Consider the following 22,910-nt stretch of genomic DNA (forward strand, 5'->3'; position numbering starts at 1 on the left):
GAAACCCCACCATGAGCAAAAAACTGATCACCGAGACGGCCTCGACGGTTAACGGCAACGTCTCCTTCTGGTTTGCCGAGGACGGGCTGCCCGCGCCCCGGCCGGCCCTGGCCGGCGACACGACGGCCGATGTCGCCATCGTCGGCGCCGGCTACACCGGGCTGTGGACGGCGTACTACCTCAAGAAGGCCCGGCCGGAGCTGGATATCGTCGTGCTGGAGAGCCGCTTCGCCGGCTTCGGCGCCTCGGGCCGCAACGGCGGCTGGCTGACCAACAGCATCACCGGCGGCCGCGGCCAGTACGTCAAGGCGCACGGCCGTGCGCTGGTGGGCCGCTTCCAGACGCTGCTGAACGAGACGGTGGACGAGGTTATCGCGGTCGCCGGTGCGGAGGGCATCGACGCCGGTGTCCGCAAGGGCGGCGAGCTGAATGTGGCCCGCAATCCGGCCCAGCTGGAACGGCTCAAGGCCCTGGCCGCAGCCGAGGCCGAGTGGCCCGAGGCCGGCGTCCGCCTGCTGAGCGCGGCCGAAAGCAGCGAGCGGGTCCGGATTGCCGGCACGCTCGGCGCCGTCCACCAGCCGCACTGTGCCCGGATCCATCCGGCCAAGCTGGTGCGCGGCCTGGCGGAAAGGGTGGAAGCTTTGGGCGTGCGCATCTACGAAGACACCACCGTCACCGAAATCAGCCCCCGGCTGGCGCGGACGGAGAGGGGTGATGTCCGGGCCGAGTACATTCTGCGGGCGACGGAGGGCTTCACCGCGAACCTGAAGGGCTCGCACCGCGAATGGCTCCCGATGAATTCGTCGATGATCGCCACCGAGCCCCTCGGAGACGACGCCTGGGCGGCGATCGGGTGGAATGAGTTCGACACCGTGGGCGACATGGCGCACGCCTACATGTACGCCCAGCGCACGGCCGATAACCGGATTGCGCTCGGCGGGCGCGGCGTGCCCTACCGGTTTGGCTCCAAAACGGACACGGACGGGGCCACCCAGCCCGAGACCATCCAGAACCTGGCCGCGATCCTGCACGACATGTTCCCGGCCACCCGCGGCGCACGGATCGACCATGCCTGGGCCGGTGTGCTGGGCGTCCCGCGCGACTGGAAGGCCACCGTCGGCCTGGATCGGGAGACCGGCTTCGGCTGGGCCGGCGGGTATGTCGGCACCGGCGTGACCGCGACGAACCTGGCCGGCCGCACGCTGCGGGACCTGGTGCTGGATACGGAGAGCGAACTGACCACCATGCCGTGGGTGAACCGCCGGGTGCGCACCTGGGAAGTGGAACCCCTGCGCTGGATTGCCGTCCAGGCCATGTACGCGGCGTACTACGCCGCGGACAAGTCGGAGAACTCCGGCCGTACCTCAACCTCCCCGATTGCCAAGGCCGCAGACCTCATCTCCGGCCGCGCCTGAAGTACTTCGCGCTGGTCGGGCGGCGCGAGCATGCCCTGCCCGCCCAGCGCGGCCCACCCCTTGGAAAGGATCCAACCATGTCCATTGACACCATTCACCTCCCGGCGGCGCCCCACGCCGCGCTCGGAGCGCCCGGGCCCAAGCCCACGGCGGTCACAGAGGGGCAGCAGGAGGCATCGCGCGAAATCTGGAGCGCGGACAGCCTCAACGTGGGCATCTGGGAGTGCTCCCCCGGTTTGTTCACCGCGGTGCGGGACGGCTACCACGAGGTCTGCCAGATCCTGGCCGGGCGGGTCACCATCACCGCCGAGGGGCAGAAGCCGGTGGAAGCCGGCGCAGGCGACACCGTCGTCATGCCCGCCGGCTGGAAGGGCACGTGGGAAGTCCACGACACCGTCCGCAAGACGTACATCACCCTGGACGGGGTCGGCGGCCGGTAGCCGCTCAGCCGCCGAGCCCGCCCTTGGGCAGGGTCAGGTCGTCGTTCTTGGCCAGCTCCTCGACGTTGACGTCCTTGAACGTGATCACACGCACGGATTTTACGAACCGGGCGGAACGGTAGACGTCCCAGACCCACGCGTCCTGCAGGGTCAGGTCGAAGTAGATCTCGCCGTCGGCAGAGCGCGCCTGCAGGTCCACGTGGTTGGCCAGATAGAAGCGGCGCTCGGTCTCCACGACGTAGCTGAACAGGCCGGCGACATCGCGGTACTCCCGGTAGAGCTGCAGCTCCATGTCGGTCTCGTAGTTCTCAAGGTCTTCGGCGCTCATGTATCCATCCTGCCCCAGATTGCCCCGCGGCGTTTACTCCGCGAGTTCGACGGCGGGCATCAGCGGTTCCTCGGGGGTCAGCCGCCAACTTCGGCGGTGCAGCTCCGAGGGACCGATGCCCAGCAAGGCGGCGCGGTGCGCGGCGGTGGCGTAGCCCTTGTTGATGTCCCAGGCGTAGTCCGGATAGTCCGCGGCGTAGCCGGTCATCAGCGCGTCGCGCTCCACCTTCGCCAGCACGCTGGCCGCGGCCACGCTGAGGCACTGCAGGTCCGCCTTGATCCTGGTCCGGACCGGCGCGTCGCAGCCGGGCTGCGCGACGTCGTCGAAGAGCGACGGCTCCCCCGCCGACAGCCAGTCGTGGTTGCCGTCGAGGATCACGATGTCCGGGCGCGCGGTGGCCAGCACCTGGCCCCAGGCCCGCGCGCCGGCCAGCCGCAGGGCCGCCATCAGGCCCAGCGCATCGATTTCGGCCGCGCTGGCATGCCCCACGCCGTAGGCCGTCGCCCACTTGTGGATCTTGGGCACCAGGGCCACCCGGTCCGCCGGGCTGAGCAGTTTGCTGTCGCGGACGCCGCGGATTTGCTTGGCCGAGGTCGCGTCGATGGCGACCATCCCTACGCTGACCGGTCCGGCCAGGGCCCCGCGGCCCACTTCGTCCGCACCGGCGACCAGCCGGTGGCCCGCCTCCGCAAAGGACCGCTCGAAGCGCAGCGTGGGGTTCCTGCCGGTCACGGCGCCTCGTCCTGCCGGGCCAGGGCCGGCTTCCCGCCGCCGGACGCTTCGGACGGTTCCGGGACGCCGTCGAACACCTCGGGGTAATTGCCCAGGAAGCCCAGCCGGTCCAGCGGCCAGGCGATGACGCTGGCCTTGCCCTCGACGGACTCGAGGTCCACGAAGCCCCTCGACGCCTCGTCCTGGTGTTCGCGCGAGTCCGCGGAATGGTTCCGGTTATCGCCCATGACCCAGATTTTACCCTCGGGCACCGTCACGTCGAAGGGAATCCGGGCGTTGTCCGAGCCCGGCGCCAGGTAGGGATCCTCGTCCAGCGGCTCCCCATTGACCGAGATGCGGCCATCGGCGTCGCAACAGACCACCTGGTCGCCGCCCAGGCCAATGACGCGCTTGACCAGGTGCTGCTGGGATGCGTCCGGCATCAGCCCGACGAAGGTGAGGATCTGCTGGAACCAGTTGCCTTCATCCGCCCCGTTCGGCGGCAGCCAGTTGAGCTTGTCCTGGAAAACCACCACGTCGCCGCGGCTGAGCTCAAACGGCTGCGGGACCAGCAGGTTCACGAAGATCCGGTCGTCGACCTCGAGCGTGTCCTCCATCGAGGTGGACGGGATGAAGAAGGCGCGGAAGAGGAAGGTCTTGATCAGGAAAGAAAGGACGACGGCGACCGCGACGATCGTGGCGATCTCCTTCAGCCACGACAACAGGGAGTTCCGTCCGGCGTTCTTCCGTTCGCTCTGCCGTTCGCGCTGGCGTTCGCGCTTCCGCGGCCCGGAGGCATCCGGCTGGTACCCGCCAGTGTCCTTCGGGTCCTGGTCCATACTCACTATCCTCGATTCTCCGCTGGCTGGGCATCCAACTGTATCCGCTCCAGCCCGGACACCCGGTCGAGCGGCCAGATGATGCTCAGCGGGCGGCCAATGACCCGCTCGACGGGGACCATGCCGCCGCCGGGCGCGCCGAGGAGAGCCCGCGAATCGGCCGAGGCCGACCGGTGGTCCCCCATTAACCACAATCTATCCTTGGGCACCTGGACCGAGAACTCCACCTCGCTGGGCGCGTCGCCGGGAAAGAGGTAATCCTCCTCGACGGGCTCGCCGTTGACCAGCAGCCGCCCGTCCGGGCCGCAGCACTCGACCGAGTCCCCCGGCAGGCCGATCACGCGCTTCACGTAGATGGTGTCGCTGCCGGCAATGCCCAGCCACTGGCCGGCCTGCTGCGCGGCGTCCACGAACGGGGACTTGCCGCTATTAAAGGGCGCGAACGAGCCCCGCCCGTCGAAGACCACCAGGTCGCCCCGCCGGATCCCGCCGAAGTGGTAGTCGGTGCGGGAAACCAGGACACGGTCGCCGGTCTCCAGCAGCGGCTCCATCGAGCCGGACGGGATGTAGTACACGTCCAGCAGCGTGGCGCGCACGACGGCGCTGAGCACCACGGCGCAGGCGACGACGGCCAACACAAAACGCCAGCCCGGAAGTCCGGGCCGGCGTCTTGGTTGTTCCCCCGAGGCTTCGGGGGAACCAGGGAGGTGCTGCACTGGTTAGGTCAAGAAGTTGCCGGTGGGCAACTTTACTTGGCGGTGCCGAAGTCGCGCTTCTCCTTGATGCGGGCTGCCTTGCCGTGGCGCTTGCGCATGTAGTACAGCTTGGCGCGGCGCACGTCGCCCTTGGTGACGACCTCGATGTGGTCGATGATCGGGGAGTGTACCGGGAAGGTACGCTCCACGCCCACGCCGAAGGAAACCTTGCGGACGGTGAAGGTCTCGCGGACACCATGGCCCTGGCGGCCCATGACGAAACCCTGGAAAACCTGGATACGGGCGGTCTTGCCTTCGATGATGTTCACGTGCACCTTGACGGTGTCGCCGGCGCGGAACTCGGGAACGTCGCTGCGCAGCGATGCTGCGTCAACAGAGTCGAGGATATGCATTTCTCACTCCTGGTGAACGCCACAGGTCATTCACTTTGGTCACGGCAGGACGGTCAGGCGGTGCCTGCAACGGTCGCTGCCGAAATTCAGGAAACCGGCCATCCGGGAATCGGCGGCCGGAGAGTCCGGCTGTTGGCGACGCTCCCCCTGTGGCAGGAACGTGCCCAGCGGACACAATCCTCTATTTTGCCACACGGCAGGGCCCAAGCTCTAATTCCGCCGCCGCCCAAGCCCTACATGCCGCCCCAGCCCTACATGCGGCGCGGCTGAAGCTCCGGGTGCGCCGAATCCGGCACGACCCGCTCGGGCGTGACGGTATAGCCGAGTCCGGCCAGGGTGGCGCGGTCCTGCTTGTCCAGGGTCTCCGGATCCAGGGCCAGGACCAGGTCCGGGCGGCGCGCGGCGGTGCGGCGCAGCTGTTCGTCGCGGCGGTGCCGGGCAATCTTGGCGTGGTTTCCGCTGAGCAGCACGTCCGGGATACCGCGGCCGCGCCACTCGGAGGGTTTGGTGTAGACCGGATACTCCAGCAGCCCGTCCGAGTGGGACTCCTCCACCAGCGAGTCGGGGTTGCCGACGACGCCGGGAACCAGCCGGCCCACGGCCTCGACCATCGCCAGCACGGCCACCTCTCCCCCGTTCAGCACGTAGTCGCCGAGGCTGACCGGGCGGACCCGGAAATGTCCGCCCGCCCAGTCGAGGACTCGCTCGTCGATGCCTTCGTAGCGGCCGCAGGCGAACACCAAATGGTCCTCGGCGGCGAGCTCGTAGGCGAGGGCCTGGTTGAAGACCTCGCCGGCCGGGGACGGGACGATCAGGACCGGCCGGGCGGCGGCCGGTTCGGGGACCGTGTCCGCGCCGGGATCCGGGCGCGCCGGCAGGTCTCCGCCGGGGCTCGCGGCAACGACCGATTCGAGCGCCTGCGCCCAGGGTTCGGGCTTCATGACCATGCCCGCGCCACCGCCGTAGGGAGTGTCGTCGACGGTGCGGTGGCGGTCGGTGGTGAAGTCGCGCAGGTCGTGGACCTGCAGCTGCAGCAGCCCGTCCTGGCGCGCCTTGCCGATCAGCGACAAGTCCAGCGCGGCCAGGTACTCCGGAAAGATGCTGACGACGTCGATGCGCACCTAGCGCTCCCCCTCGCCGTCGTCGGGGGCCTCCTGCGCATCCGGCGAGTTCAGCTCGAACAGCCCGGCCGGCGGGGTGAGCCGGACAAAGCCGGCCTCCACGTCCACCTCCGGCACGATCTCCTCGACGAACGGCACGAGGACTTCCCCGCCGTCCAGGTCCTCCACGACCAGCAGGTCCTGGGCGGGCATGGTGTTCAGGCCGGAGACCTTGCCGACCACATCTTCCCCGATGCGCACCTCGAGGCCGACGAGCTCGTGCTCGTACCACGCGTCGTCGTCGTCCTCGACGTCCTCGGTGTCGACGAAGAGCCTGGCGCCGCGGAGTTCTTCGGCGCCGTTGCGGTCGGCGACTTCATGGAAACCCAGCAGCAGGATGTCCTTGTTCCAGCGGGCACTGCGCACCGTCAGCGGCCCCAGGCCGGCCGGCTCCACGGTCAGCTCGACGTCGGGGACGAAGCGATCGGCCGGGGCGTCGGTCAGCACCTGGACCGTGACCTCGCCCCGGATGCCGTGCGGCTTGCCGATCCGGGCAACTTGTACCTGCATGCAGACTCCTTTGGAAGAAAAACGTCCGGCCCCTGGACCATTATCTGGTACAGGGGCCGGAGGTTATGGAATGGGTGCCCGGCTCGATGCCGGGCAGGCGCCGATCCGGATCAGCGGCGGCGGTCGGTATCGACCACATCCACGCGGACCTGGTCATCGGCCAAGGCGTTCACCACGGTGCGCAGTGCGCGGGCGGTGCGGCCCTGGCGGCCGATGACGCGGCCCAGATCCTCCGGATGAACACGCACCTCGATGATGTCACCGCGGCGGTTGCTCTTCTGCGTTACCTTGACGTCGTCAGGACTGTCAACGATCCCGCGGACCAGATGATCGAGCGCTTCGGCCAGCATTACTCAGCCTTTTCGGCTTCGTCTGCGGCTGCTTCCTCGGCCGGAGCCTCGGCAGCTTCTTCCTTCTTGGCCTTCGGGGTGATGGCCTCGGGGACGATCACGGAGTCCTTTTCGGGAGCCACGAAGGCTTCCTTGGCAGCCTTGGTCTTGAGGGTGCCTTCCTGGCCCTCAATGCCCTTGAACTTCTGCCAGTCGCCCGTGATCTTGAGCAGAACTTCGGCCTGCTCGGTCGGCTGGGCGCCGACGCCGAGCCAGTACTGGGCACGCTCGGAGTTGATCTCGATGAACGAGGGCTCTTCGGTCGGGTGGTACTGCCCGATCTCCTCGATGGCACGGCCGTCGCGCTTGGCGCGGGCATCCATGACAACGACGCGGTAGTGGGCAGAGAACTTCTTACCGAAGCGCTTAAGGCGAATCTTTACGGCCACTGTTGTGGTCACTCCTGGTTCTGAAAATGGGCGAACCCGTATGTCTGCTCCCGTGGGGCGGGCCATGGTTGGGGTTCAAAGGACAAGATACACACGCGGAGAGAGGGGCCGCGCAGATCGAGTACCTGTCTATTGTGCCAGATGGGAAGCAATCCGCGCGACTTGGCGACGGCGGCGCGTTGCCACCGGTTCGGCGGCAGGCACTTCAGGCCGCTCGACCCAAGAAACGTCAGGCTTCGGCGGTCGTGGACCAGACGTAGAGCTGCTGGCGTTCGGCCTGCTCCGCCAGCGACGCCAGCTGTGCAATCCGGCGCACGTTGTCTTCGGCGATGGCCCCGCTGAACGGCATGTCCTCTTCGGCGGCCCACCGCGAGGCAACCTCCGGGATCAGGGAGGCACCGTCGTCGTCGGTGTAGGTCAGCAGTTCGGCCAGCGACTGGACCATGGCATCCGGGGCGACCATCAGGTAGTCGCTGGAGACGTCGGCCATGTCCAGGGCCTCGCCGCCGGCGGCGCCGACGGCCTTCGCGGCCAGGCCGCCGAGGATCTCGACCTCAAGGTCGGTGACCCCGTTGAGGCGAAGGCTGGGCGCATCCTCGACCTCGGCCATCGGCCCGTCGGTTTCCCCGCGGGAGTCGACACTGGCCTCAAGCTCGGCGGCGCGCCGGACGGCGACATCGTGGGTGGCGACGAAGATTTCGGTGGTTCCGGACATCTGCAGGTCCTTCCGCGGCTAGACCGAGTGGTACCTCTTCAGCCTAGCCGCACCGGGTGGGATTCCGCCTCAGCCGACGGCGACGCGCAACTGGTTGCGCCACGGGTCCTCGAAGCGCAGCTCGGCCCCGGTGTGGTGGTGGGCGATGCCGGCGCTGGTGAGGCGTTCGGTCAGGGCGCCGACCTCGTCCTCGGTCGGCACGTGGATCAGCACCTCGCCCAGACCCAGGGTGTCCTTGCGCGGCCCGGCGCCGCGGCTGTTCCAGACGTTCATGGCCATGTGGTGGTGGTAGCCGCCGGCGGCGACGAACAGTGCCTGGCCGTGCCAGCCGGCGGTGCGTTCGAAGCCGAGGGTCTTCACGTAGAATTCCTCGGCGACGTTGGTGTCGCCGACCTGCAGGTGCACGTGGCCGATCCCGGCGCCGGCCTCGCGCTGGGTGGACAGCGACTCCTCGGTCAGGTGGCTCTGCAGGTAGGTCTGGGGGTTCAGGGCCAGGCTGTCCATGTGGACCTCCTTGCCGTCGGCGGTCTCGTTCCAGGACCACTGGTCGCGGGGGCGGTCCCAGTAGAGCTCGATGCCGTTGCCCTCCGGGTCGGTGAAGTAGAACGCCTCGCTGACCAGGTGGTCGGCGCTGCCGGCGAACCGGGAGGGGTCGGTCTGCGCCGCGGTGGCCACGGTGGCGGCCAGGTCCGACTGGTTCTCGAACAGGAAGGCGGTGTGGAAGAGGCCGGCTTCGCCGCGCGACGGCAGCTGCAGCCCGTTGGCCGGGGCCAGGTGGAGCAGCGGCGTGGTGCCGCGGCCCAGGTAAACCCCGCCGAGTCCCTCGGAGACCGGGTCCAGTCCCAGCGCCTGCTGGTAGTAGTTGGTCATGTTCTTCATGTCGCCGACCTTGAGCATCACGGTGCCCATGCTGAGGTCGGCCGAGAGCAGGTCCTGGGGGTTTACTTGAATGTTCATGCAATTAACAATACTTGAAGCTTCACGTTTATTCCAGTCCAAACGCCTGCCGGTGTATCAGTGGTCAGCGGCGGCGCCGGTACGCCAGGTAGCTGCCCAGGGCCACGTCTCCGGCCGCCTGCAGCACCAGCCCCAGCGCGCCCGCGCGCAGGAACCGGGAGCTCGCGGGCCGGCGTCCGGCGGCGCGCAACAGCAGGGCGGCGCCGGTGGCGGCCGCTGCGGCGCTGCCGGCCAGCAGGGCCGGGCGCGCGACGACGGCGCGCTGCCACGCCGCCAACGGGCCCCTGCCCTCGGCCGGAGTGCTGGCCAGTTCCAGCAGCGCCTTGCCGATGGACTGGACGGGAATCGATTCCATCCCGGGGACCCGGTCGGGCTGCAGCGACCCTTCGGCGAGCCGGGCGGCGATCGGCGGCAGTTGCAGCAACTGGCCGGCGCGGGCCAGGATTCCGGGCTCGTCCGGGGAGGACAGCAGGTCCTGCAGCCCCTCGACGGCGCCCGGCTCCAGGCCCAGCACATCGCTGAGCCGTTGCGTGTCGGGGCCTTCCGGGTGCACGATCCGGCCGAGCAGCCGCAGCGCCTCGGCGTCGGCCCGGGACGCCGAAGGGAACGGCTTGGCCGGTGCCTCCCAGGCGTGCCAGAAGCTGGTGTCCGGGTCGCTCCGCGTGCCCGGCAGCCATGCCTCGACGGCGCGGAAGCCGTCCAGGTCCATCAGCGCCACGATCGGTTTGGCCGAGGCCGGCCAGTTGTAGAGCCCGGGCGCGGCCTCCCCGTAGACCAAGACGATCCGCTGGCCGGGTGCGGCCCGGCCCGGCGCGCCCGGCGTGCCCGCATCGGGCTCCAGGACGTGGAGTTCCACGCCGTTGAGGGCGCCGAACATCATCAGGTCCTCGCGTCGGAACCTGCCCACCAGCACGGTGCGCAGCTCGGCCGCGTCCGGCGCTTCGAGCTCCTCGGCCTCGTCCGGTTCCGGCATCTCCTCCACTTCCAAAGCCGCGTCCGGTGCCGGTGCCTCGTATTCGATGCCGTCAATCTCCACGGCCGCCCCCAGGTCGGCGGAGAGCCCGCGGACCAGGGCCGCGACGTCGGGCCCGGGCACTGCCCGGCCGGCCGGATCCAGGACGGCGGCGCGCTGTTCCCCGTTCACGGCCAGGAGCACGGAGACAACGCTGTCGCCGGCCTGCGGGGCGCCGCCCGCGAAGGCACCGAGCAGCGAACGGTCGGTGAGCTGCTGCTGCAGGGCGGCCACGCCCGCTTCGTCCAGCGGCCACGGCCACCACAGCTGTCCTGACGCCGGTTCCCAGGCTGATTCATTCATAGCTCCACGCTAGCAACCTCTGATCAGTCCGGCAGTGTTGCCCCGGCCAGGAAGGCCGCCAGCAGGGAATGGCCCCGGTCCGTGTCCTGCGGGCGGTGGTGGCCGCCGGCGTGGCGGTGGACGGCGCCGGTGGCGGCCAGGTATTCGGCCACTTCCTCGTACAGCGGTTCCCAGCCGCCGGTGACCACCAGGGTGGGCAGGCCCGGGACGATGTGCAGCGGCGCCTGCCAGGGCGGCGCCTGCAGGCGGACCCGCATCGCCTGTGCCCGGTCCGCCACGGTGGCCAGCGGCAGCGCTTCTGCGCCGACTACCAGCCGGACGAAGGCGCGCTGGTATTCCTCGTCGGTCAGCTCCCGCCGCGCGTCGAACAACGGCTCCAGCCGCTCGCGGTAGGCACGGGTGGCCGGCAGGTCCGCGGTCAAGGACAGGCAGGCGGGTTCGAACAGCGTGAGCGAGTGCACGCTGCCGGGGTGTTCGACCGCGGCCATCATCGCCGCGACGGCACCTTGGGCGTGAGCGACGACGTGGGCACCCGGGCCGAGGTGCCGGCCGACGATCCGGGCGTCCTCGTCAAAGTCGGTCGGCCGGGGCTCAGCCTGCGGATCAAACCCGTGGCGGCGCAGGAACAGGCAGTCGTAGCGTCCGGCCAGGCGGTGCTGGCGCGGCCAGGCTGCGGCCCCGAAGCTGTCGGTGCCGTGGACAAAGACCACCCGCTCTCCGCTGCCACTGACTGCCATGGGAGAAATACTAAACGCCGGAACCCACGGTTCCCTTGGAGTCGCCGGCGGCCTCCGCCGCCCAGACGTGGGGCACCAGTTCTCGTTCCGGGACGCGCAACTGCCCGGTCCGCAGCGGCTGCCCGTGGCGCAGTTCAACCACGGTGAGCAGTTCGTGGGCCCGGAGCCCCGCGGCCAGCTGGGCCGATTGCGCCGGGTCCAGGACAGCTTCGGCCTGCTCGACGGGCAGGAAGACCGCCTGTCCCCCGGCACCGGCGGCGAGCTCACCGCCGTCGTACGTTCCGCCGTCGTACACGAAGGTAATGGCTTCCGCGGCTTCGCCGTCCAGCGGCTGGTAATCCAGTGCGAGGATGCGCCCGGGCGGTACGAGCAGGGAGGACTCGGCGAGCACCCGGGCCGCTGCCGCGCGCGGGTCTTCGCCCGGCCGGACCGGCGTCGCCGGCAGTCGGGGCCCGCCGGGATTGTCCACCAGCACCACGGAGCCGCCGACACTGCGCACGATCACCGTGACGGTGTCCCGCCGCTTTCCGGGCTGGCCGTCGTCGTCGCCGCGTGCCTGCTCTGCCACAAAACTCCTTCGCTGCGCTGCCGCCGGTGGCCGGTTGTCGCCGGGCGAATGGGCCGCCCGTGCAAAGGAGCCGCGTAACCCGCCGGTGCGTGTCCCCAGTTGAAACGATTCGACAACCAGCTTACCTTCCAGAGCATGGAAAGCGCGGCGCGGCGTGGATAAGCGCCCCCGCCGGCCCACGGAAAATGCCCCGCCGGAAAACGACGGGGCATTTACCTGCCGCGTTACAGCCTTCGCGGTACAGCTTCGGGGCTACTTGCCGAGGAACTTCTCGAATCCCTTGGGCAGGTTCAGCGCCGACGGGTCGAAGTCCTGCCCGTCCTGCGGGACGCCGAAGGCGCTTCCGGCGGGAACGGAGGCCTTGTTCTTCCGGCGTTCCTCGGCCTCGCGCAGCTCCTGTGCCGCCTTGGCCGGGTTGCCGGAGCGGGCCTTCTTCTTGCCCTTCGCGGTTTGCTGCTTCTTCCGGGCGCCACCGAAGCCACCCGGCCCAGCCACGCCCGGCATACCCGGGATGCCGCCGCCCTGGGCCATCTTCTTCATCATCTTCTGGGCCTGGCCGAAACGCTCCAGCAGGCCGTTGACCTCGGACACGTGCACGCCGGAGCCCTTGGCGATGCGGGCTCGGCGGGAGCCGTTGATGATCTTCGGGGCAACGCGCTCGTGCGGGGTCATCGACCGGACGATGGCCTCCACGCGGTCGATTTCCCGTTCATCGAAGTTCTCCAGCTGCTGGCGCATGTTGGCGGCGCCGGGCATCATCATGAGCATCTTCTTCATCGAGCCCATTTTTCGGATCTGCTGCATCTGGGCGAGGAAGTCGTCCAGGGTGAAGTCTTCCTGGTCGGCGAACTTCTGCGCCATCCGCTCGGCTTCGCCCTTGTCCCAGGACTTCTCCGCCTGCTCGATCAGGGTGAGCATGTCGCCCATGTCGAGGATGCGGTTGGCCATCCGGTCCGGGTGGAAGATCTCGAAGTCGTCCAGGTTTTCGCCGGTGGAAGCGAACATCACCGGTTTGCCAGTCACCGACGCGACGGAGAGCGCCGCGCCGCCGCGCGCATCGCCGTCGAGCTTGGAGAGGACAACGCCGGTGAAATTGACGCCTTCGTTGAAGGCCTGCGCGGTTTTGACCGCGTCCTGGCCGATCATCGCGTCGATCACGAAGAGCACTTCGTCCGGGTTGACGGCGGCGCGGATGTCAGCTGCCTGCTGCATCATCTCGGCATCGACGCCCAGCCGTCCGGCGGTGTCGACGATGACGACGTCGTACAGCTTTTGCCGCGCCTCGGCCACGCCGTCGCGGGCCACGGCCACCGGATCGCCGGTAACGGCGTCGAACTCGGACTGCACGCCCGGGTGCGGGGCGTAGACCGGCACGCCGGCGCGCTGACCGTTGACCTGGAGCTGGGTCACGGCATTGGGTCGCTGCAGGTCGGCGGCCACCAGCAGCGGGCTGTGGCCCTGGCCCTTGAGCCACTTGGACAGCTTGCCCGCCAGGGTGGTCTTGCCGGCACCCTGCAGGCCGGCGAGCATGATCACCGTCGGCGGGGTCTTGGCCAGCTTGATGCGCCGGGTCTCCCCGCCGAGGATCTTGACCAGCTCGTCGTTGACGATCTTGACGACCTGTTGGGCCGGGTTCAGGGCCGCGGAGACCTCTTCGCTGAGCGCGCGTTCCTTCACGTGGGCCGCGAACTCGCGCACCACGGGCACCGCGACGTCGGCGTCGAGCAGGGCTCGCCGGATTTCGCGAACGGTGGCGTCGACGTCGGCCTCAGACAGCCGTCCCTTGCCGCGCAGATTCTTGAAGGTCGAGGCCAACCGGTCAGAGAGTGAATTGAACACGCGCCGTGTCTACTTTCGTCGATCTGGTTCACAGTCCCCGGGCCGCGCCGGAGTTCAGCACTTAAGGGTATCAACTGGCGGTGGCAGCAGTCGCGCCGGAAATCGCGACCACTCGGCCGTCGGCTCATATCCAGCCGAGGAACCGCGGCAAGGAGGAACGCCGGTGGGGTCCGAGCTCGCCCGGCCCATGGACCGTTCCCCCTGCCGTACAGCCGTGGCAAGGTGGGAACGTGAGCGTTGAACAGACCCAGACACAGGAAAAGACCCAGCCCGAGGACGTGTCCGCCCCCGCTGCCGACGGGCCGCTGCAGATCCGGACGTTGCTGATTTTGGGGGCTTCCGGCGATCTGACCGGCCGACTGCTGCTGCCCGGGCTGGGCAAATTGATCGCGCAAGGCAGGACCAGCGGACTGAAAGTAGTGGGCGCCGGCTCGGATGACTGGGACGAGGGCAGGTGGCAGGAACGCGTCCGCGGCGCCTTTGATTCCTGCGCGGTGGGTGCGAACGACGACGGACGGCGGCAACTGCGCGAGGTCCAGGAAAACACGCGGTACCACTCGGTGGACGTGACGGCGGAGGGCGCACTGGCGGAATTGCTGGCCGCGCTGGATGGCCCGGTGGCCGTGTTCTTTGCCCTGCCGCCCGCGGTCAGCCAGAAAGCCTGCGAGCTGCTCCGGCCCGAGGACGTGCCGGAGGGAACACGGCTGGTGTTGGAAAAGCCGTTCGGCTCCAGCCGTGAATCGGCCGCATCGCTGAACAAGACGCTGTTGAAGCTGGTGCCGGAGGACCATATCCATCGGGTGGACCACTTCCTGGGCAAGGCAACGGTCTTCAACATCCTCGGCCTGCGCTTCGCCAACCGCCTGCTGGAGCCGCTGCTCAGCAATGAACATGTGGCGAAAGTCGAGATCTTCTACGATGAGGGGCTGGCCTTGGAGGGTCGTGCCCGTTACTACGACGGGGCCGGCGCGCTGCGTGACATGATCCAAAGCCACTTGTTGCAGGTGATGGCGCTGACCGCCCTCAACGCCCCGGCCACTATCCATGAGCGGGACCTGCGCGACCATATCGGCAGCGTCCTGCGCGCAAGCAGCGTCAACCCGGATTTCGGCAAGAGCACTCGACGTGCCCGCTACACCGCCGGCAGGATCGGCGACCGCGACATCCCGGACTACACCGACGAACAGGGCGTGGACCCGGCCAAGAAGACCGAAACCCTGGCCGAGGTTGAAGTCTCGATCAACAACTCCCGGTGGTCCGGCGTGCCGTTCATCCTCCGCTCGGGCAAGGCTTTGGGCAAGCCGCAGAAGGAAGTAATCATCACCTTTAGGCCGGTCAACCACCTGCCGACGGGCTTCAAGGGCATCGACGCCCCGACGCGGCTGCGGATCGGGCTCGGACCCGAAACCCTTCAACTTGAGATCGATGTGAACGGTCCCGGGGACATCTTCACTCTGGACCGGGCGGTCATGAGCGCCGACCTGCACTCGGCCGATCTGTTGCCCTACGGCGAAGTGTTGGAAGGCGTGCTGCGCGGCGACCCGCTCCTGTCCGTCCGCGGGGATACCGCCGAGGAGTGCTGGCGGATAGTCGAGCCCGTGCTGAAGGCTTGGGAAAAAGACGAAGTGCCGCTGGAAGAGTACGAAGGGGGCAGCAACGGTCCGGCCGGTTGGTCAACTTCCCGGAGCGACAGGCCGCTTCCCTAACGCAAATCGAGGCCCCCAAATACCTAGAACGGGCGGTGGGGCGTCTAGAACGGTGGCGGGGTCTTGTCCCATGGGCCGTCCGTGGCTTCGCCGCCGCCGGTGTCGCCCTCGCCGCCGGTACAACCCCGGGGATCCTCTGCCCCGTTGCCCGGGCTTTCCGTGGCTTCTTCTGCGCCGGGTGCCGAGGGGAGCGTGAGCGTCCAGCCTTCGTCGGGGGTGGTGGTGTGGGTGTGGCCGGAGCGGGTGGTGAAGTGGAGGGTCCCGTCGGGGTCCTGGGTGACGGTTCCGCCGCCGTGGTGTTTGGTTTTGTGCCCGGGTTTGCACCTGGCGCTGAGATTTTCGATGACTGTTTTGCCGCCGTCTTCCCAGGCGACGGTGTGGTCGATGTCGCATTGGTCGGCGGGGACGGTGCAGCCGAAGTCGCGGCAGTGGCGGTCGCGTAGCCGGACGAGGCGTTTGAGCCATTCGGGCGGGTGGCGCAGGTCTTTGGCGACGGCGGCTGCCTTGCCATAGTCATCGGTGAGCACGATCAACCAGGACTTGGCGAGCGCGGCAAGGTCGCGGGTCATGCCCGGCGGGATCGGCCCGTAGCCGGTGAGGTCGCCGGGGTCCTCGGCGAGCCGGAGCAGGGTGGGCAGGGGCGCGGTGACGGCGACCGAGGCGGTCACATTCCCGGCACCGCAGGTACAGGGACCCGGCCCTGCCGTCCCTCCGGCTGCCGTGTTTCGGACGGTGCACGCCGCAACTCCTGTGGCCGGGATTTTTGGGCCGGTTTTCTCGGGGGCGCCAGGTGGAGCGGCTGCCGTTGTCATTGCCGTTGCGTTCGTTACAGAGCCGAGCACGGTCCCGGATCCGGCAGCAGTTCCGGAACGGCTTGCTGCTCTCGGTCCGGCTGCTGCTTGGGTGGCCGCTGTTCCGCAGTTGTCGGTGGCCGTCTGGGTAGCGGCTGTGTCGCCGGCGGCGGTTCCGGCGGCTGTTTCGTCGGCGGCGGTTCCGGTTGTGAAGGTGTCTGTGGCGGGCTGGTAGGCGTGGCCGGGGTAGCGCAGGAGCATGTCGGTGAACACGTCGGCGCGGAGCTGGCCCAGGGTGCGGGTTTCGTCCGCGGTCTGGAGTTTGCGGGCGTGGGCCTGCATCAGGTTGTAGGCGAGCAGCGCTTTGTCGGCGCTGGTGCGGATGTAGAGCTCGGCCATCCCGTCGTCCTGGGGCTGGTAGTGGACGGTGCGGCGCTCCATCGCGGCCCGGTGCCGGATCTCGAGGGATTCGGGGTGCAGCCGGTCGCGGACTGTGCGGGCCCGGGCCTGCACGGATTCCAGCGTGATGGTCCCGGCGCCGGGAACAACGCGGGCTTCATAGCCGGCCAGAACCTCGGGCGGCAGGCCGGCGCCTTTGCGGGCGATGGCGGTGGCGCGGGGCAGGTCGAGGTCGCCGTTGTCCAGGGCGGCGAGGGTGGCGGGCAGGCAGGTGGCGATCTGGTGTGCGTCGGCCAGTTCGGCGGCCGCGCGTTGGCGGGGCACGGCCAGGATGGGTGCGAGCTCGGCGGCGGCGTGCCGGCAGATCCCGTCCGGTGCCCCGGCGTCGGGCCCGGTTGCCGGGCGGAGCACCGCCAGGCGGTGCACGGCCCGCAGCCGGCGGGACTGGGTCCAGGCCTCGTGTTTGCGCACCGCCTGAAGGTAGTCGAGGGTCGACCAATCGTCCAAGGCCGCGGGGTCGGTGCCGGCGAGCAGGCCGGCCAGTTCCGCCGGTCCCAGCTCCCGCCAGTCGTCCCCCCACCCCCGCGGGACCGGTACCGGCTCGGCAGAACCATTGTCGGGCGCGGCACCGTCGTCGGACACGGCAGGGGTGCCGGAGGATTCCTCCGGCTCCTGTGCCTCGTCCAACGGTTCCGCTGCCATACTTCAACGCTACGCAGCCCACGCCCCGGGTAGAACGAGTCTTCGAGGAAAGTGCATAACCCGCCCCCCACACCTGCCTGTGTAGGACAACTCAGCCGGCCAATGGCTGAACGGGGAACCCTCCTTCCCTGTGTAGGACAACTCAGCCAGCCAATGGCCGAACGGGGAACCGTCCCTCTCTGTGGAGGACAACTCAGCAGGCTAACGGCTAAACGCGAAGCAGACGGGTGCGTCTCGAGGGGAAACCAGCCCACCGTCATGCGACGAAACCGCGGCACCGCCGCGGTTTCCGGGCCGCCGCAGACACCGCGAGTGCACCCGCGCACAGGAACCGGTTGCTCCGGACGCCGCAGGGGCGGCCGGAACAACCGGGCCAGGGAAATCTGCCAAAGGTTCCAGTCCTAGATGGCAGCCTCGCCGCGTTCGCCCGTTCGGACGCGGACCGCTTCCTGCACATCCACCAGCCAGACCTTTCCGTCACCCGCGCGGCCGGTGTTGGCGGTGGCCACGAGGACGTCGACGATGTCGTCGGCCAAATCGTCCCCCACCAAGACCTCGACGCGGACCTTGGGCAGCAGGTCCACCGTGTACTCGGCGCCGCGGTAGACCTCCGTGTGGCCGCGCTGCCGCCCGTACCCGCTGGCCTCACTGACGGTCAGCCCTTGGACCCCGTAGCTTTCCAAGCTGTTGCGGACTGCCTCCAGCTTTTCCGGCCGGATGATTGCGGTGACCAGTTTCATGCGTTGACCTCTTCCTTGATCGTGCTGCGGGCGCTGGGGTCGGTTGCCGGGTGCGGGATGAATGTTCCGCCGGTGCCCAGGCCGCCGAATTCGTAAGCGGATTCGGCGTGCTGGGCGAGGTCCACGCCGGTGACCTCATCCTCTGCAGTCACCCGGAAGCCAAGGGTCTTGTGGATCGCCAAGCCGATGATCAGGGTCAGCACGCCAGAGAACACCATGGAGACCAGCGCCGCCACGGCCTGCGCCCCCAGTTGGGCGACGCCGCCGCCGTAGAAGAGACCACCGCCTGCACCCTCGACCGGCAGGGCGATGAAGCCCAGGGCCAGCGTTCCGACCAGGCCGGCAACCAGGTGGACGCCCACCACATCGAGCGAGTCGTCGTAGCCCAGCCTGTACTTCAGCCCCACCGCCAGCGCGGCCAACACGCCCGCCACCAGGCCCAGACCCACCGCCCCCAGGGGGGATACGTTGGCGCAGGCCGGGGTGATGGCCACCAGACCCGCGACTACACCCGAGGCCGCCCCGAGGGACGTGGGACGGCCGTCGCGGAGGCGCTCGGTCACCAGCCAGCCCACGATGGCGGCTGCCGGGGCGGCCATAGTGTTGACCCAGATCAGCCCGGCTTCCTCCGCCGTGCCCGCCGCTCCCCCGTTGAATCCGAACCAGCCGAACCACAGCATCGCTGCGCCGATCATCACCAGCGGGATGTTGTGCGGGCGCTGTGCAGGGTCCTTGCCGAAGCCTCTGCGCTTGCCCAGAATCAGGGCCAGGACCAGGCCCGCTACACCAGCATTGATGTGCACCACCGTGCCGCCAGCGAAATCGATCGCCTCCCCGGCCCAGGCGCCGATGGCTCCCTCGGCCCCCAGCAAGCCGCCGCCCCAGACCATGAAGGCCAGCGGGCAGTAAACCAGCGTGACCCAGACCGGCACGAAGACCGCCCAGGCGCTGAATTTTGCCCGGTCGGCGATGGCGCCGGAGATGAGTGCCACCGTGATGATCGCGAACGTGGCACCGTACCCGGCGCTGATCAAGTCAGGGGTGCTAAGCAGCCCTTCCAGGCCGAACGCGGCGAACGGATTGCCGAAGAGCTGGGTCACGCCCTCGCCCCCGCTCATCGAGTAACCCCACAGCACCCAGACCACCGCCACCAGCGCGACGGCGGAAAAGCTCATCATCATCATGTTCAGGGCCGATTTGGCCCGCGTCATTCCGCCGTAGAAGAATGCCAGTCCCGGCGTCATGAGCAGCACCAAGGCCGCCGAAATCATTACCCAGACGTGACCTGCCGACAGATCCATGTTTCACGTCCCCTCGTTCGTTGGCGGGTAATTTCCCACCGATGAACCAAGACTGACGACGGCGTGTTTCGGCCAGCCGGACGCTTCATTGCGGCCGCGTTACAAGAAGTTCGCGCAGGTAAAACCGGTGCAACCGGCGTGTTTCGGCAGTGTTTCGCGCGGCACCAAGAGCGGCACCGAGAGCGGCACAGAGCGGCGGCACAGAGTGGCATAGAGGACGACGGCGGTGCGCGGCCCGGCGTGGCACCGAGCCGGCGCGCGGGTCGGGCTACGCTGGTTGGCATGCCAGTTTTCCGCCGCACGGCGCGCCCGTTCCGCCTGCCCGGCCTCCAGCGACCGGGCAAGCCCGCACCCACTCCGATTCCGCGCGACATCAAGGTCCTCGTTGCCGCGGCGTTCGTCATCGCGCTGGGGTACGGGCTGGTGGCGCCGGTCCTGCCGCAGTTTGCGGCGAGTTTCGACGTCGGTGTCGCGGCTGCCAGCATCATCGTCAGCGTGTTTGCCCTCGCCCGGCTGGTCTTCGCGCCGGCGGGCGGCGCGCTGGTGGGCCGCTGGGGTGAGCGCCGGGTCTACCTGACCGGGCTGCTGATAGTCGCCGCTTCGACCGGCGCCTGCGCGCTGGCGCAGGACTACTGGCAGCTGCTCATCTTCCGGGGCCTGGGCGGCCTCGGCTCCACCATGTTTACGGTGTCGGCCATGGCGCTGATCCTGCGGCTGGCCCCGCCGGACGGCCGCGGCCGGGTTTCCAGCCTGTATGCCGGCACGTTCCTGATGGGCGGCATCCTCGGCCCGGTGGCCGGCGGCCTGCTGGCAGGATTCGGGCTGCGGATGCCGTTCGTGGTCTATGCCCTCGCGCTGCTCGTGGCGGCCGCCGTCGTCGCCGTCATGCTCAAGAAACCCGCCGCCCGCACGGCCAACGACGCTCCGGCTCCCGAGGCGATGGATCTGCGCGAGGCGCTCTCGGACCCGGGGTACCGGGCCGCCGTCGTGTCCGCCTTCGCCAACGGCTGGGCCACGTTCGGGGTCCGCATGGCGCTGATTCCGCTCTTCGCCGCGGCCGTGCTGGGCGCTGGCCCGGAGACCGCCGGGCTGGCGTTGGCCGTCTTCGCGGTCGGCAACGCGCTGGCGCTGACCTTCTCCGGCCGCCTCTCGGACACCGCCGGACGCCGCCCCCTGGTGGTCGCCGGGCTGACCGTGGCCGGGCTCGCGATCGCAGCCATCGGGTTTACCGAGTCAGTTCCGGTGTTCGTCGCAGCTTCGGTCATCGCCGGTTTCGGGTCCGGACTGCTCGGACCGGCGCAGCAGGCCGCCGTCGCGGACATCATCGGCAACGACCGCAGCGGCGGCAAGGTGCTGGCCGTCTTCCAGATGGGCACCGACGCGGGCGCGATCATCGGCCCGGTCTTGGCCGGAGCGCTCGCCGACCGGCTCAACTACGCCTGGGCCTTCGGGGTCACAGGCGCGATCATGCTGGCGGCGGCGCTCCTGTGGCTGCTCTTCGGCCGCGAGACGCTGGTGAAGCCCCAGGAGGAACCTGCGGCGGGCTGATCCCTGCAGCGAACAACCCTGGAAACAGCTGTTAGCCCCACCTGGATTCCAGCGGTAGCCAGGCGCCGCGTTCGCCGCTAGTCTCTGATCCATGACCGTTGGGGGACGCGTTGTGGCGGCGGTGGCCGTCGTGTTTTGGGCCGTACTGCCCGGGTTCGGACTGACCGACTTGTCGACCATGTTCGTCGAAGATTCCTATTTCGCCGAGGTTGCGGCGCTGGAAACCAGCTGGGGCGTGCTCACCACCTTCGCCGTCGCACTGGCTTTCGGCTGGGCGGCGTTCCGGCCAAGGGACATCGCGCCGGTGCTCGCCCTGCTGTGGCTGACGACGGCGCTCCTCTTGGGTGCCCTGCTCGGCGCGAGCCCCGGACCCGTGGTGATGGCCGCGGCACTCGGCATCATGTCCTGGGGCCTGTGGTGGTCGTCCCGGCGCGCCGGGACGCGCTTTCCGGCGCCGCGGATGGCGGTGGACTGGCCGCTGATGGTGCTGGCCGTGCTGGCCCTGCCGTTCTGGGCCGCCTACGCCTGGTACGCCCTCGGGGTCTCGCGTGCCGCGGGCTCGAAACCCGAGTACTGGACCATGGGCATAGACCACTGGCCGGTCCAAGGCGCCCTGGGCATTACGCTGGCCGCCGCCGGCCTGCTGCACGCGCTCTGGCCGCCCGCACGCGCATTGCTGCGCACCGTGCTGGCCTTCAGTGCCGTCTCGCTTGGCACCAGCTGGCTATTGGGGCCGGAAACAGGAGGCAGCGTCGACGTCACAGTGCTGGCCGTCGCGGCCCTTGTCTGGGGCCTGCTCATCGCGCTGCGTGTCGCGGGCCCGGAGTCGGCCGCCGGTGAAAAACCCGTCACGGCGGCCGGGGTGGTCAGCGACGGGCACACGACCGAGAGTGACGCATGACTGGCAGCGACGGGCACCGGCCGGACAGCGACCGGCGCCCGTCCGGCAGCAACGCCCGTTTGGCGGACCAGACCAGCTGGCGCTAGTTCAGCAGAGCGTCCACGAAGTCCTCGGTCTCGAACGGCGCCAGGTCGTCGGCGCCTTCGCCCAGGCCCACCAGTTTCACCGGCACGCCGAGGCTGCGCTGGATGGCGACGACGATGCCGCCCTTGGCGGTGCCGTCCAGCTTGGTCAGCACGATGCCGGTGATGTTGACGACGTCGGCGAACACCTTGGCCTGGTTCAGGCCGTTCTGGCCGGTGGTCGCGTCCAGCACCAGCAGCACCTCGTCCACCGTGGCCTGCTTCTCGATCACGCGCTTGACCTTGCCCAGTTCGTCCATCAGGCCCACCTTGTTCTGCAGGCGCCCGGCGGTATCCACCATGACCACATCGACTTCCTGCTCGATACCGGCCTTTACCGCCTCGAAGGCGACGGACGCGGGATCCGCGCCATCGACGTCGGACTTCACGGTGGGCACGCCCACGCGCGATCCCCAGGTGGCCAGCTGCTCGGCCGCGGCCGCACGGAAGGTGTCCGCGGCGCCGAGGATCACGTCCTTGTCCTCGGCCACCAGCACGCGGGCCAGCTTGCCCACCGTGGTGGTCTTGCCGACGCCGTTGACCCCCACCACCATCATCACCGCGGGGCGGTCGGCATGGCGCATCACGGCCAGCGATCGGTCCATGGACGGGTCCACAAGCTTGATCAGTTCCTCGCGCAGCATGGCCTTGACCTGCTCCGGGCTGCGGCTGCCCTCCACCTTCACGCGGGCCTTGAGCGCGTCCACGAGTTCCATCGTCGGCTCGGTGCCCAGGTCGGCCAGCAGGAGCGTCTCTTCGATTTCGTCCCAGACGTCGTCGTCGATCTTGTCGCTGGCGAGCAGCGCCAGGAGCCCCTTGCCCAGGGCGTTGTTGGACTTGACCAACCGGGCGCGCAGCCGGGACAGGCGGCCCTGCACCGGCGCCGGCGTCTCCACCGGGATGGTCTCCAGCGCGGCGGCGTCCTCCGGAATTTCGACGTCGGCCGGCGGCAGTTCCTCCTCGGTCGGCGCGCCAAGGGGCGGTGCGGGGGCCGTCTGTCCGCGGGGCGCTTCCAGGGTGCCGGTACCGCCCCCGGTCGGCGGCATGGCCGGGTCGTTCGCGTCCCGGGTTGTGGTGTACGTGCCGGGCGGGGTCCTGCGGCCCCGCAGCAGCAGCGTTGCCACCAAACCGATGACGACAATGGCGATAACTACGTAAATGATGATCATGGTTGCGTCCACGGTTCCTAGCCTAGCCGCTGACCGTTCCGCGTCACGGGTCGGGCGGCGCGGCCGGACATCCACGTTCCAAGGCCCGGCGCAGCGACTGTACGATCAACG

General features: G+C 69.0%; 24 protein-coding genes. 5 read left to right on the top strand and 19 right to left on the bottom strand.

The annotated features are described in order from the left end of the window. Positions 1-11: 11 nt before the first annotated feature. A complete protein-coding gene (locus AC5RVV_RS03155) occupies positions 12-1,415 on the top strand; it encodes an NAD(P)/FAD-dependent oxidoreductase (RefSeq protein ID WP_493999958.1) in 1,404 nt (467 codons plus the stop codon). A gap of 77 nt (positions 1,416-1,492) precedes the next feature. Beyond that, positions 1,493-1,855 (top strand): cupin domain-containing protein, encoded by a 363-nt coding sequence (locus AC5RVV_RS03160; RefSeq protein WP_493999959.1) that lies wholly within the window; start codon positions 1,493-1,495, stop codon positions 1,853-1,855. A gap of 4 nt (positions 1,856-1,859) precedes the next feature. Here AC5RVV_RS03160 and AC5RVV_RS03165 read toward each other — a convergent pair whose 3' ends face one another. The 15 genes from AC5RVV_RS03165 to ffh form a co-directional block, all read right to left on the bottom strand. After that, the gene (locus AC5RVV_RS03165; RefSeq protein WP_493999960.1) at positions 1,860-2,183 is read right to left on the bottom strand and encodes a DUF2469 domain-containing protein; all 324 of its coding nucleotides are present in this window, start codon (positions 2,181-2,183) and stop codon (positions 1,860-1,862) included. A 33-nt stretch (positions 2,184-2,216) separates the two neighbouring features. Beyond that, the gene (rnhB, locus tag AC5RVV_RS03170; RefSeq protein WP_493999961.1) at positions 2,217-2,915 is read right to left on the bottom strand and encodes a ribonuclease HII; all 699 of its coding nucleotides are present in this window, start codon (positions 2,913-2,915) and stop codon (positions 2,217-2,219) included. Next, positions 2,912-3,733, bottom strand: a complete 822-nt coding sequence (gene lepB, locus AC5RVV_RS03175; protein WP_493999962.1) for a signal peptidase I — start codon at positions 3,731-3,733, stop codon at positions 2,912-2,914. Before lepB (AC5RVV_RS03175) ends, rnhB begins: the two co-directional genes overlap by 4 nt. Positions 3,734-3,738: 5 nt before the next feature. Next, positions 3,739-4,449: a signal peptidase I gene (gene lepB / locus AC5RVV_RS03180; RefSeq protein WP_493999963.1), complete on the bottom strand. Its 711-nt coding sequence runs from the start codon at positions 4,447-4,449 to the stop codon at positions 3,739-3,741. Between the two features lie 32 nt (positions 4,450-4,481). After that, positions 4,482-4,841, bottom strand: a complete 360-nt coding sequence (gene rplS, locus AC5RVV_RS03185; protein ID WP_493941266.1) for a 50S ribosomal protein L19 — start codon at positions 4,839-4,841, stop codon at positions 4,482-4,484. Between the two features lie 251 nt (positions 4,842-5,092). Beyond that, positions 5,093-5,962 (bottom strand): tRNA (guanosine(37)-N1)-methyltransferase TrmD, encoded by an 870-nt coding sequence (gene trmD / locus AC5RVV_RS03190; protein WP_493999964.1) that lies wholly within the window; start codon positions 5,960-5,962, stop codon positions 5,093-5,095. Beyond that, entirely contained in the window at positions 5,963-6,511 is a 549-nt protein-coding gene (gene rimM, locus AC5RVV_RS03195) for a ribosome maturation factor RimM (RefSeq protein WP_493999965.1), read from the bottom strand. Positions 6,512-6,621: 110 nt separating this feature from the next. Next, a complete protein-coding gene (locus tag AC5RVV_RS03200; RefSeq protein WP_493977361.1) occupies positions 6,622-6,861 on the bottom strand; it encodes an RNA-binding protein in 240 nt (79 codons plus the stop codon). Then, on the bottom strand, positions 6,861-7,289 hold the full coding sequence (gene rpsP / locus AC5RVV_RS03205) for a 30S ribosomal protein S16 (RefSeq protein ID WP_493977360.1): 429 nt from the start codon (positions 7,287-7,289) through the stop codon (positions 6,861-6,863). Before rpsP ends, AC5RVV_RS03200 begins: the two co-directional genes overlap by 1 nt. A 229-nt stretch (positions 7,290-7,518) precedes the next feature. Beyond that, the gene (locus AC5RVV_RS03210; RefSeq protein ID WP_493999966.1) at positions 7,519-8,004 is read right to left on the bottom strand and encodes a hypothetical protein; all 486 of its coding nucleotides are present in this window, start codon (positions 8,002-8,004) and stop codon (positions 7,519-7,521) included. Between the two features lie 69 nt (positions 8,005-8,073). Next, positions 8,074-8,961: a VOC family protein gene (locus AC5RVV_RS03215; RefSeq protein ID WP_493999967.1), complete on the bottom strand. Its 888-nt coding sequence runs from the start codon at positions 8,959-8,961 to the stop codon at positions 8,074-8,076. Positions 8,962-9,025: 64 nt separating this feature from the next. Then, positions 9,026-10,276, bottom strand: a complete 1,251-nt coding sequence (locus tag AC5RVV_RS03220) for an eL24 family ribosomal protein (RefSeq protein WP_493999968.1) — start codon at positions 10,274-10,276, stop codon at positions 9,026-9,028. 23 nt (positions 10,277-10,299) lie between these two features. Next, positions 10,300-11,013 (bottom strand): alpha/beta hydrolase, encoded by a 714-nt coding sequence (locus AC5RVV_RS03225; RefSeq protein WP_493999969.1) that lies wholly within the window; start codon positions 11,011-11,013, stop codon positions 10,300-10,302. 10 nt (positions 11,014-11,023) lie between these two features. Next, complete coding sequence (locus tag AC5RVV_RS03230; RefSeq protein ID WP_493999970.1) at positions 11,024-11,581, bottom strand: NUDIX domain-containing protein; 558 nt, start codon at positions 11,579-11,581, stop codon at positions 11,024-11,026. Between the two features lie 252 nt (positions 11,582-11,833). Continuing rightward, complete coding sequence (gene ffh, locus AC5RVV_RS03235) at positions 11,834-13,420, bottom strand: signal recognition particle protein (protein ID WP_493999971.1); 1,587 nt, start codon at positions 13,418-13,420, stop codon at positions 11,834-11,836. 311 nt (positions 13,421-13,731) lie between these two features. Here ffh and AC5RVV_RS03240 point away from each other — a divergent pair, with 311 nt between their 5' ends. After that, positions 13,732-15,126, top strand: a complete 1,395-nt coding sequence (locus AC5RVV_RS03240; RefSeq protein WP_494001267.1) for a glucose-6-phosphate dehydrogenase — start codon at positions 13,732-13,734, stop codon at positions 15,124-15,126. Positions 15,127-15,170: 44 nt separating this feature from the next. On the opposite strand, the gene AC5RVV_RS03245 is transcribed toward AC5RVV_RS03240, so the two are convergent. The 3 genes from AC5RVV_RS03245 to AC5RVV_RS03255 all read right to left on the bottom strand — a co-directional run bounded on the left by AC5RVV_RS03245 (position 15,171) and on the right by AC5RVV_RS03255 (position 19,059). Beyond that, the gene (locus AC5RVV_RS03245) at positions 15,171-17,018 is read right to left on the bottom strand and encodes an HNH endonuclease signature motif containing protein (RefSeq protein WP_493999972.1); all 1,848 of its coding nucleotides are present in this window, start codon (positions 17,016-17,018) and stop codon (positions 15,171-15,173) included. Between the two features lie 401 nt (positions 17,019-17,419). Beyond that, positions 17,420-17,758, bottom strand: a complete 339-nt coding sequence (locus AC5RVV_RS03250) for a P-II family nitrogen regulator (protein ID WP_493999973.1) — start codon at positions 17,756-17,758, stop codon at positions 17,420-17,422. Beyond that, positions 17,755-19,059, bottom strand: coding sequence for an ammonium transporter (locus AC5RVV_RS03255; protein WP_493999974.1), 1,305 nt, complete (start codon positions 19,057-19,059; stop codon positions 17,755-17,757). Before AC5RVV_RS03255 ends, AC5RVV_RS03250 begins: the two co-directional genes overlap by 4 nt. 282 nt (positions 19,060-19,341) lie before the next feature. Here AC5RVV_RS03255 and AC5RVV_RS03260 point away from each other — a divergent pair, with 282 nt between their 5' ends. Next, positions 19,342-20,607, top strand: coding sequence for an MFS transporter (locus tag AC5RVV_RS03260; RefSeq protein ID WP_493999975.1), 1,266 nt, complete (start codon positions 19,342-19,344; stop codon positions 20,605-20,607). Positions 20,608-20,698: 91 nt separating this feature from the next. Continuing rightward, positions 20,699-21,508 (top strand): hypothetical protein, encoded by an 810-nt coding sequence (locus AC5RVV_RS03265; RefSeq protein ID WP_493999976.1) that lies wholly within the window; start codon positions 20,699-20,701, stop codon positions 21,506-21,508. Between the two features lie 82 nt (positions 21,509-21,590). Here the strand turns inward: AC5RVV_RS03265 and ftsY are convergent, their stop codons facing one another. Next, positions 21,591-22,799, bottom strand: coding sequence for a signal recognition particle-docking protein FtsY (gene ftsY / locus AC5RVV_RS03270; RefSeq protein ID WP_494001268.1), 1,209 nt, complete (start codon positions 22,797-22,799; stop codon positions 21,591-21,593). Positions 22,800-22,910 lie beyond the last annotated feature (111 nt).

It is taken from the genome of Arthrobacter sp. MDT2-34-1 (assembly GCF_059091365.1).

What these genes read in the sequence shown, in the direction of transcription:
- AC5RVV_RS03200 (WP_493977361.1), bottom strand. Translation starts at nt 6,861, where the DNA reads ATGCTGGCCGAAGCGCTCGATCATCTGGTCCGCGGGATCGTTGACAGT.
- AC5RVV_RS03155 (WP_493999958.1), top strand. Translation starts at nt 12, where the DNA reads ATGAGCAAAAAACTGATCACCGAGACGGCCTCGACGGTTAACGGCAAC.
- rplS (WP_493941266.1), bottom strand. Translation starts at nt 4,841, where the DNA reads ATGCATATCCTCGACTCTGTTGACGCAGCATCGCTGCGCAGCGACGTT.
- AC5RVV_RS03215 (WP_493999967.1), bottom strand. Translation starts at nt 8,961, where the DNA reads ATGAACATTCAAGTAAACCCCCAGGACCTGCTCTCGGCCGACCTCAGC.
- AC5RVV_RS03165 (WP_493999960.1), bottom strand. Translation starts at nt 2,183, where the DNA reads ATGAGCGCCGAAGACCTTGAGAACTACGAGACCGACATGGAGCTGCAG.
- lepB (WP_493999962.1), bottom strand. Translation starts at nt 3,733, where the DNA reads ATGGACCAGGACCCGAAGGACACTGGCGGGTACCAGCCGGATGCCTCC.
- AC5RVV_RS03250 (WP_493999973.1), bottom strand. Translation starts at nt 17,758, where the DNA reads ATGAAACTGGTCACCGCAATCATCCGGCCGGAAAAGCTGGAGGCAGTC.
- AC5RVV_RS03245 (WP_493999972.1), bottom strand. Translation starts at nt 17,018, where the DNA reads ATGGCAGCGGAACCGTTGGACGAGGCACAGGAGCCGGAGGAATCCTCC.
- AC5RVV_RS03220 (WP_493999968.1), bottom strand. Translation starts at nt 10,276, where the DNA reads ATGAATGAATCAGCCTGGGAACCGGCGTCAGGACAGCTGTGGTGGCCG.
- ftsY (WP_494001268.1), bottom strand. Translation starts at nt 22,799, where the DNA reads ATGATCATCATTTACGTAGTTATCGCCATTGTCGTCATCGGTTTGGTG.
- AC5RVV_RS03265 (WP_493999976.1), top strand. Translation starts at nt 20,699, where the DNA reads ATGACCGTTGGGGGACGCGTTGTGGCGGCGGTGGCCGTCGTGTTTTGG.
- AC5RVV_RS03210 (WP_493999966.1), bottom strand. Translation starts at nt 8,004, where the DNA reads ATGTCCGGAACCACCGAAATCTTCGTCGCCACCCACGATGTCGCCGTC.
- AC5RVV_RS03260 (WP_493999975.1), top strand. Translation starts at nt 19,342, where the DNA reads ATGCCAGTTTTCCGCCGCACGGCGCGCCCGTTCCGCCTGCCCGGCCTC.
- AC5RVV_RS03255 (WP_493999974.1), bottom strand. Translation starts at nt 19,059, where the DNA reads ATGGATCTGTCGGCAGGTCACGTCTGGGTAATGATTTCGGCGGCCTTG.
- AC5RVV_RS03225 (WP_493999969.1), bottom strand. Translation starts at nt 11,013, where the DNA reads ATGGCAGTCAGTGGCAGCGGAGAGCGGGTGGTCTTTGTCCACGGCACC.
- rimM (WP_493999965.1), bottom strand. Translation starts at nt 6,511, where the DNA reads ATGCAGGTACAAGTTGCCCGGATCGGCAAGCCGCACGGCATCCGGGGC.
- AC5RVV_RS03160 (WP_493999959.1), top strand. Translation starts at nt 1,493, where the DNA reads ATGTCCATTGACACCATTCACCTCCCGGCGGCGCCCCACGCCGCGCTC.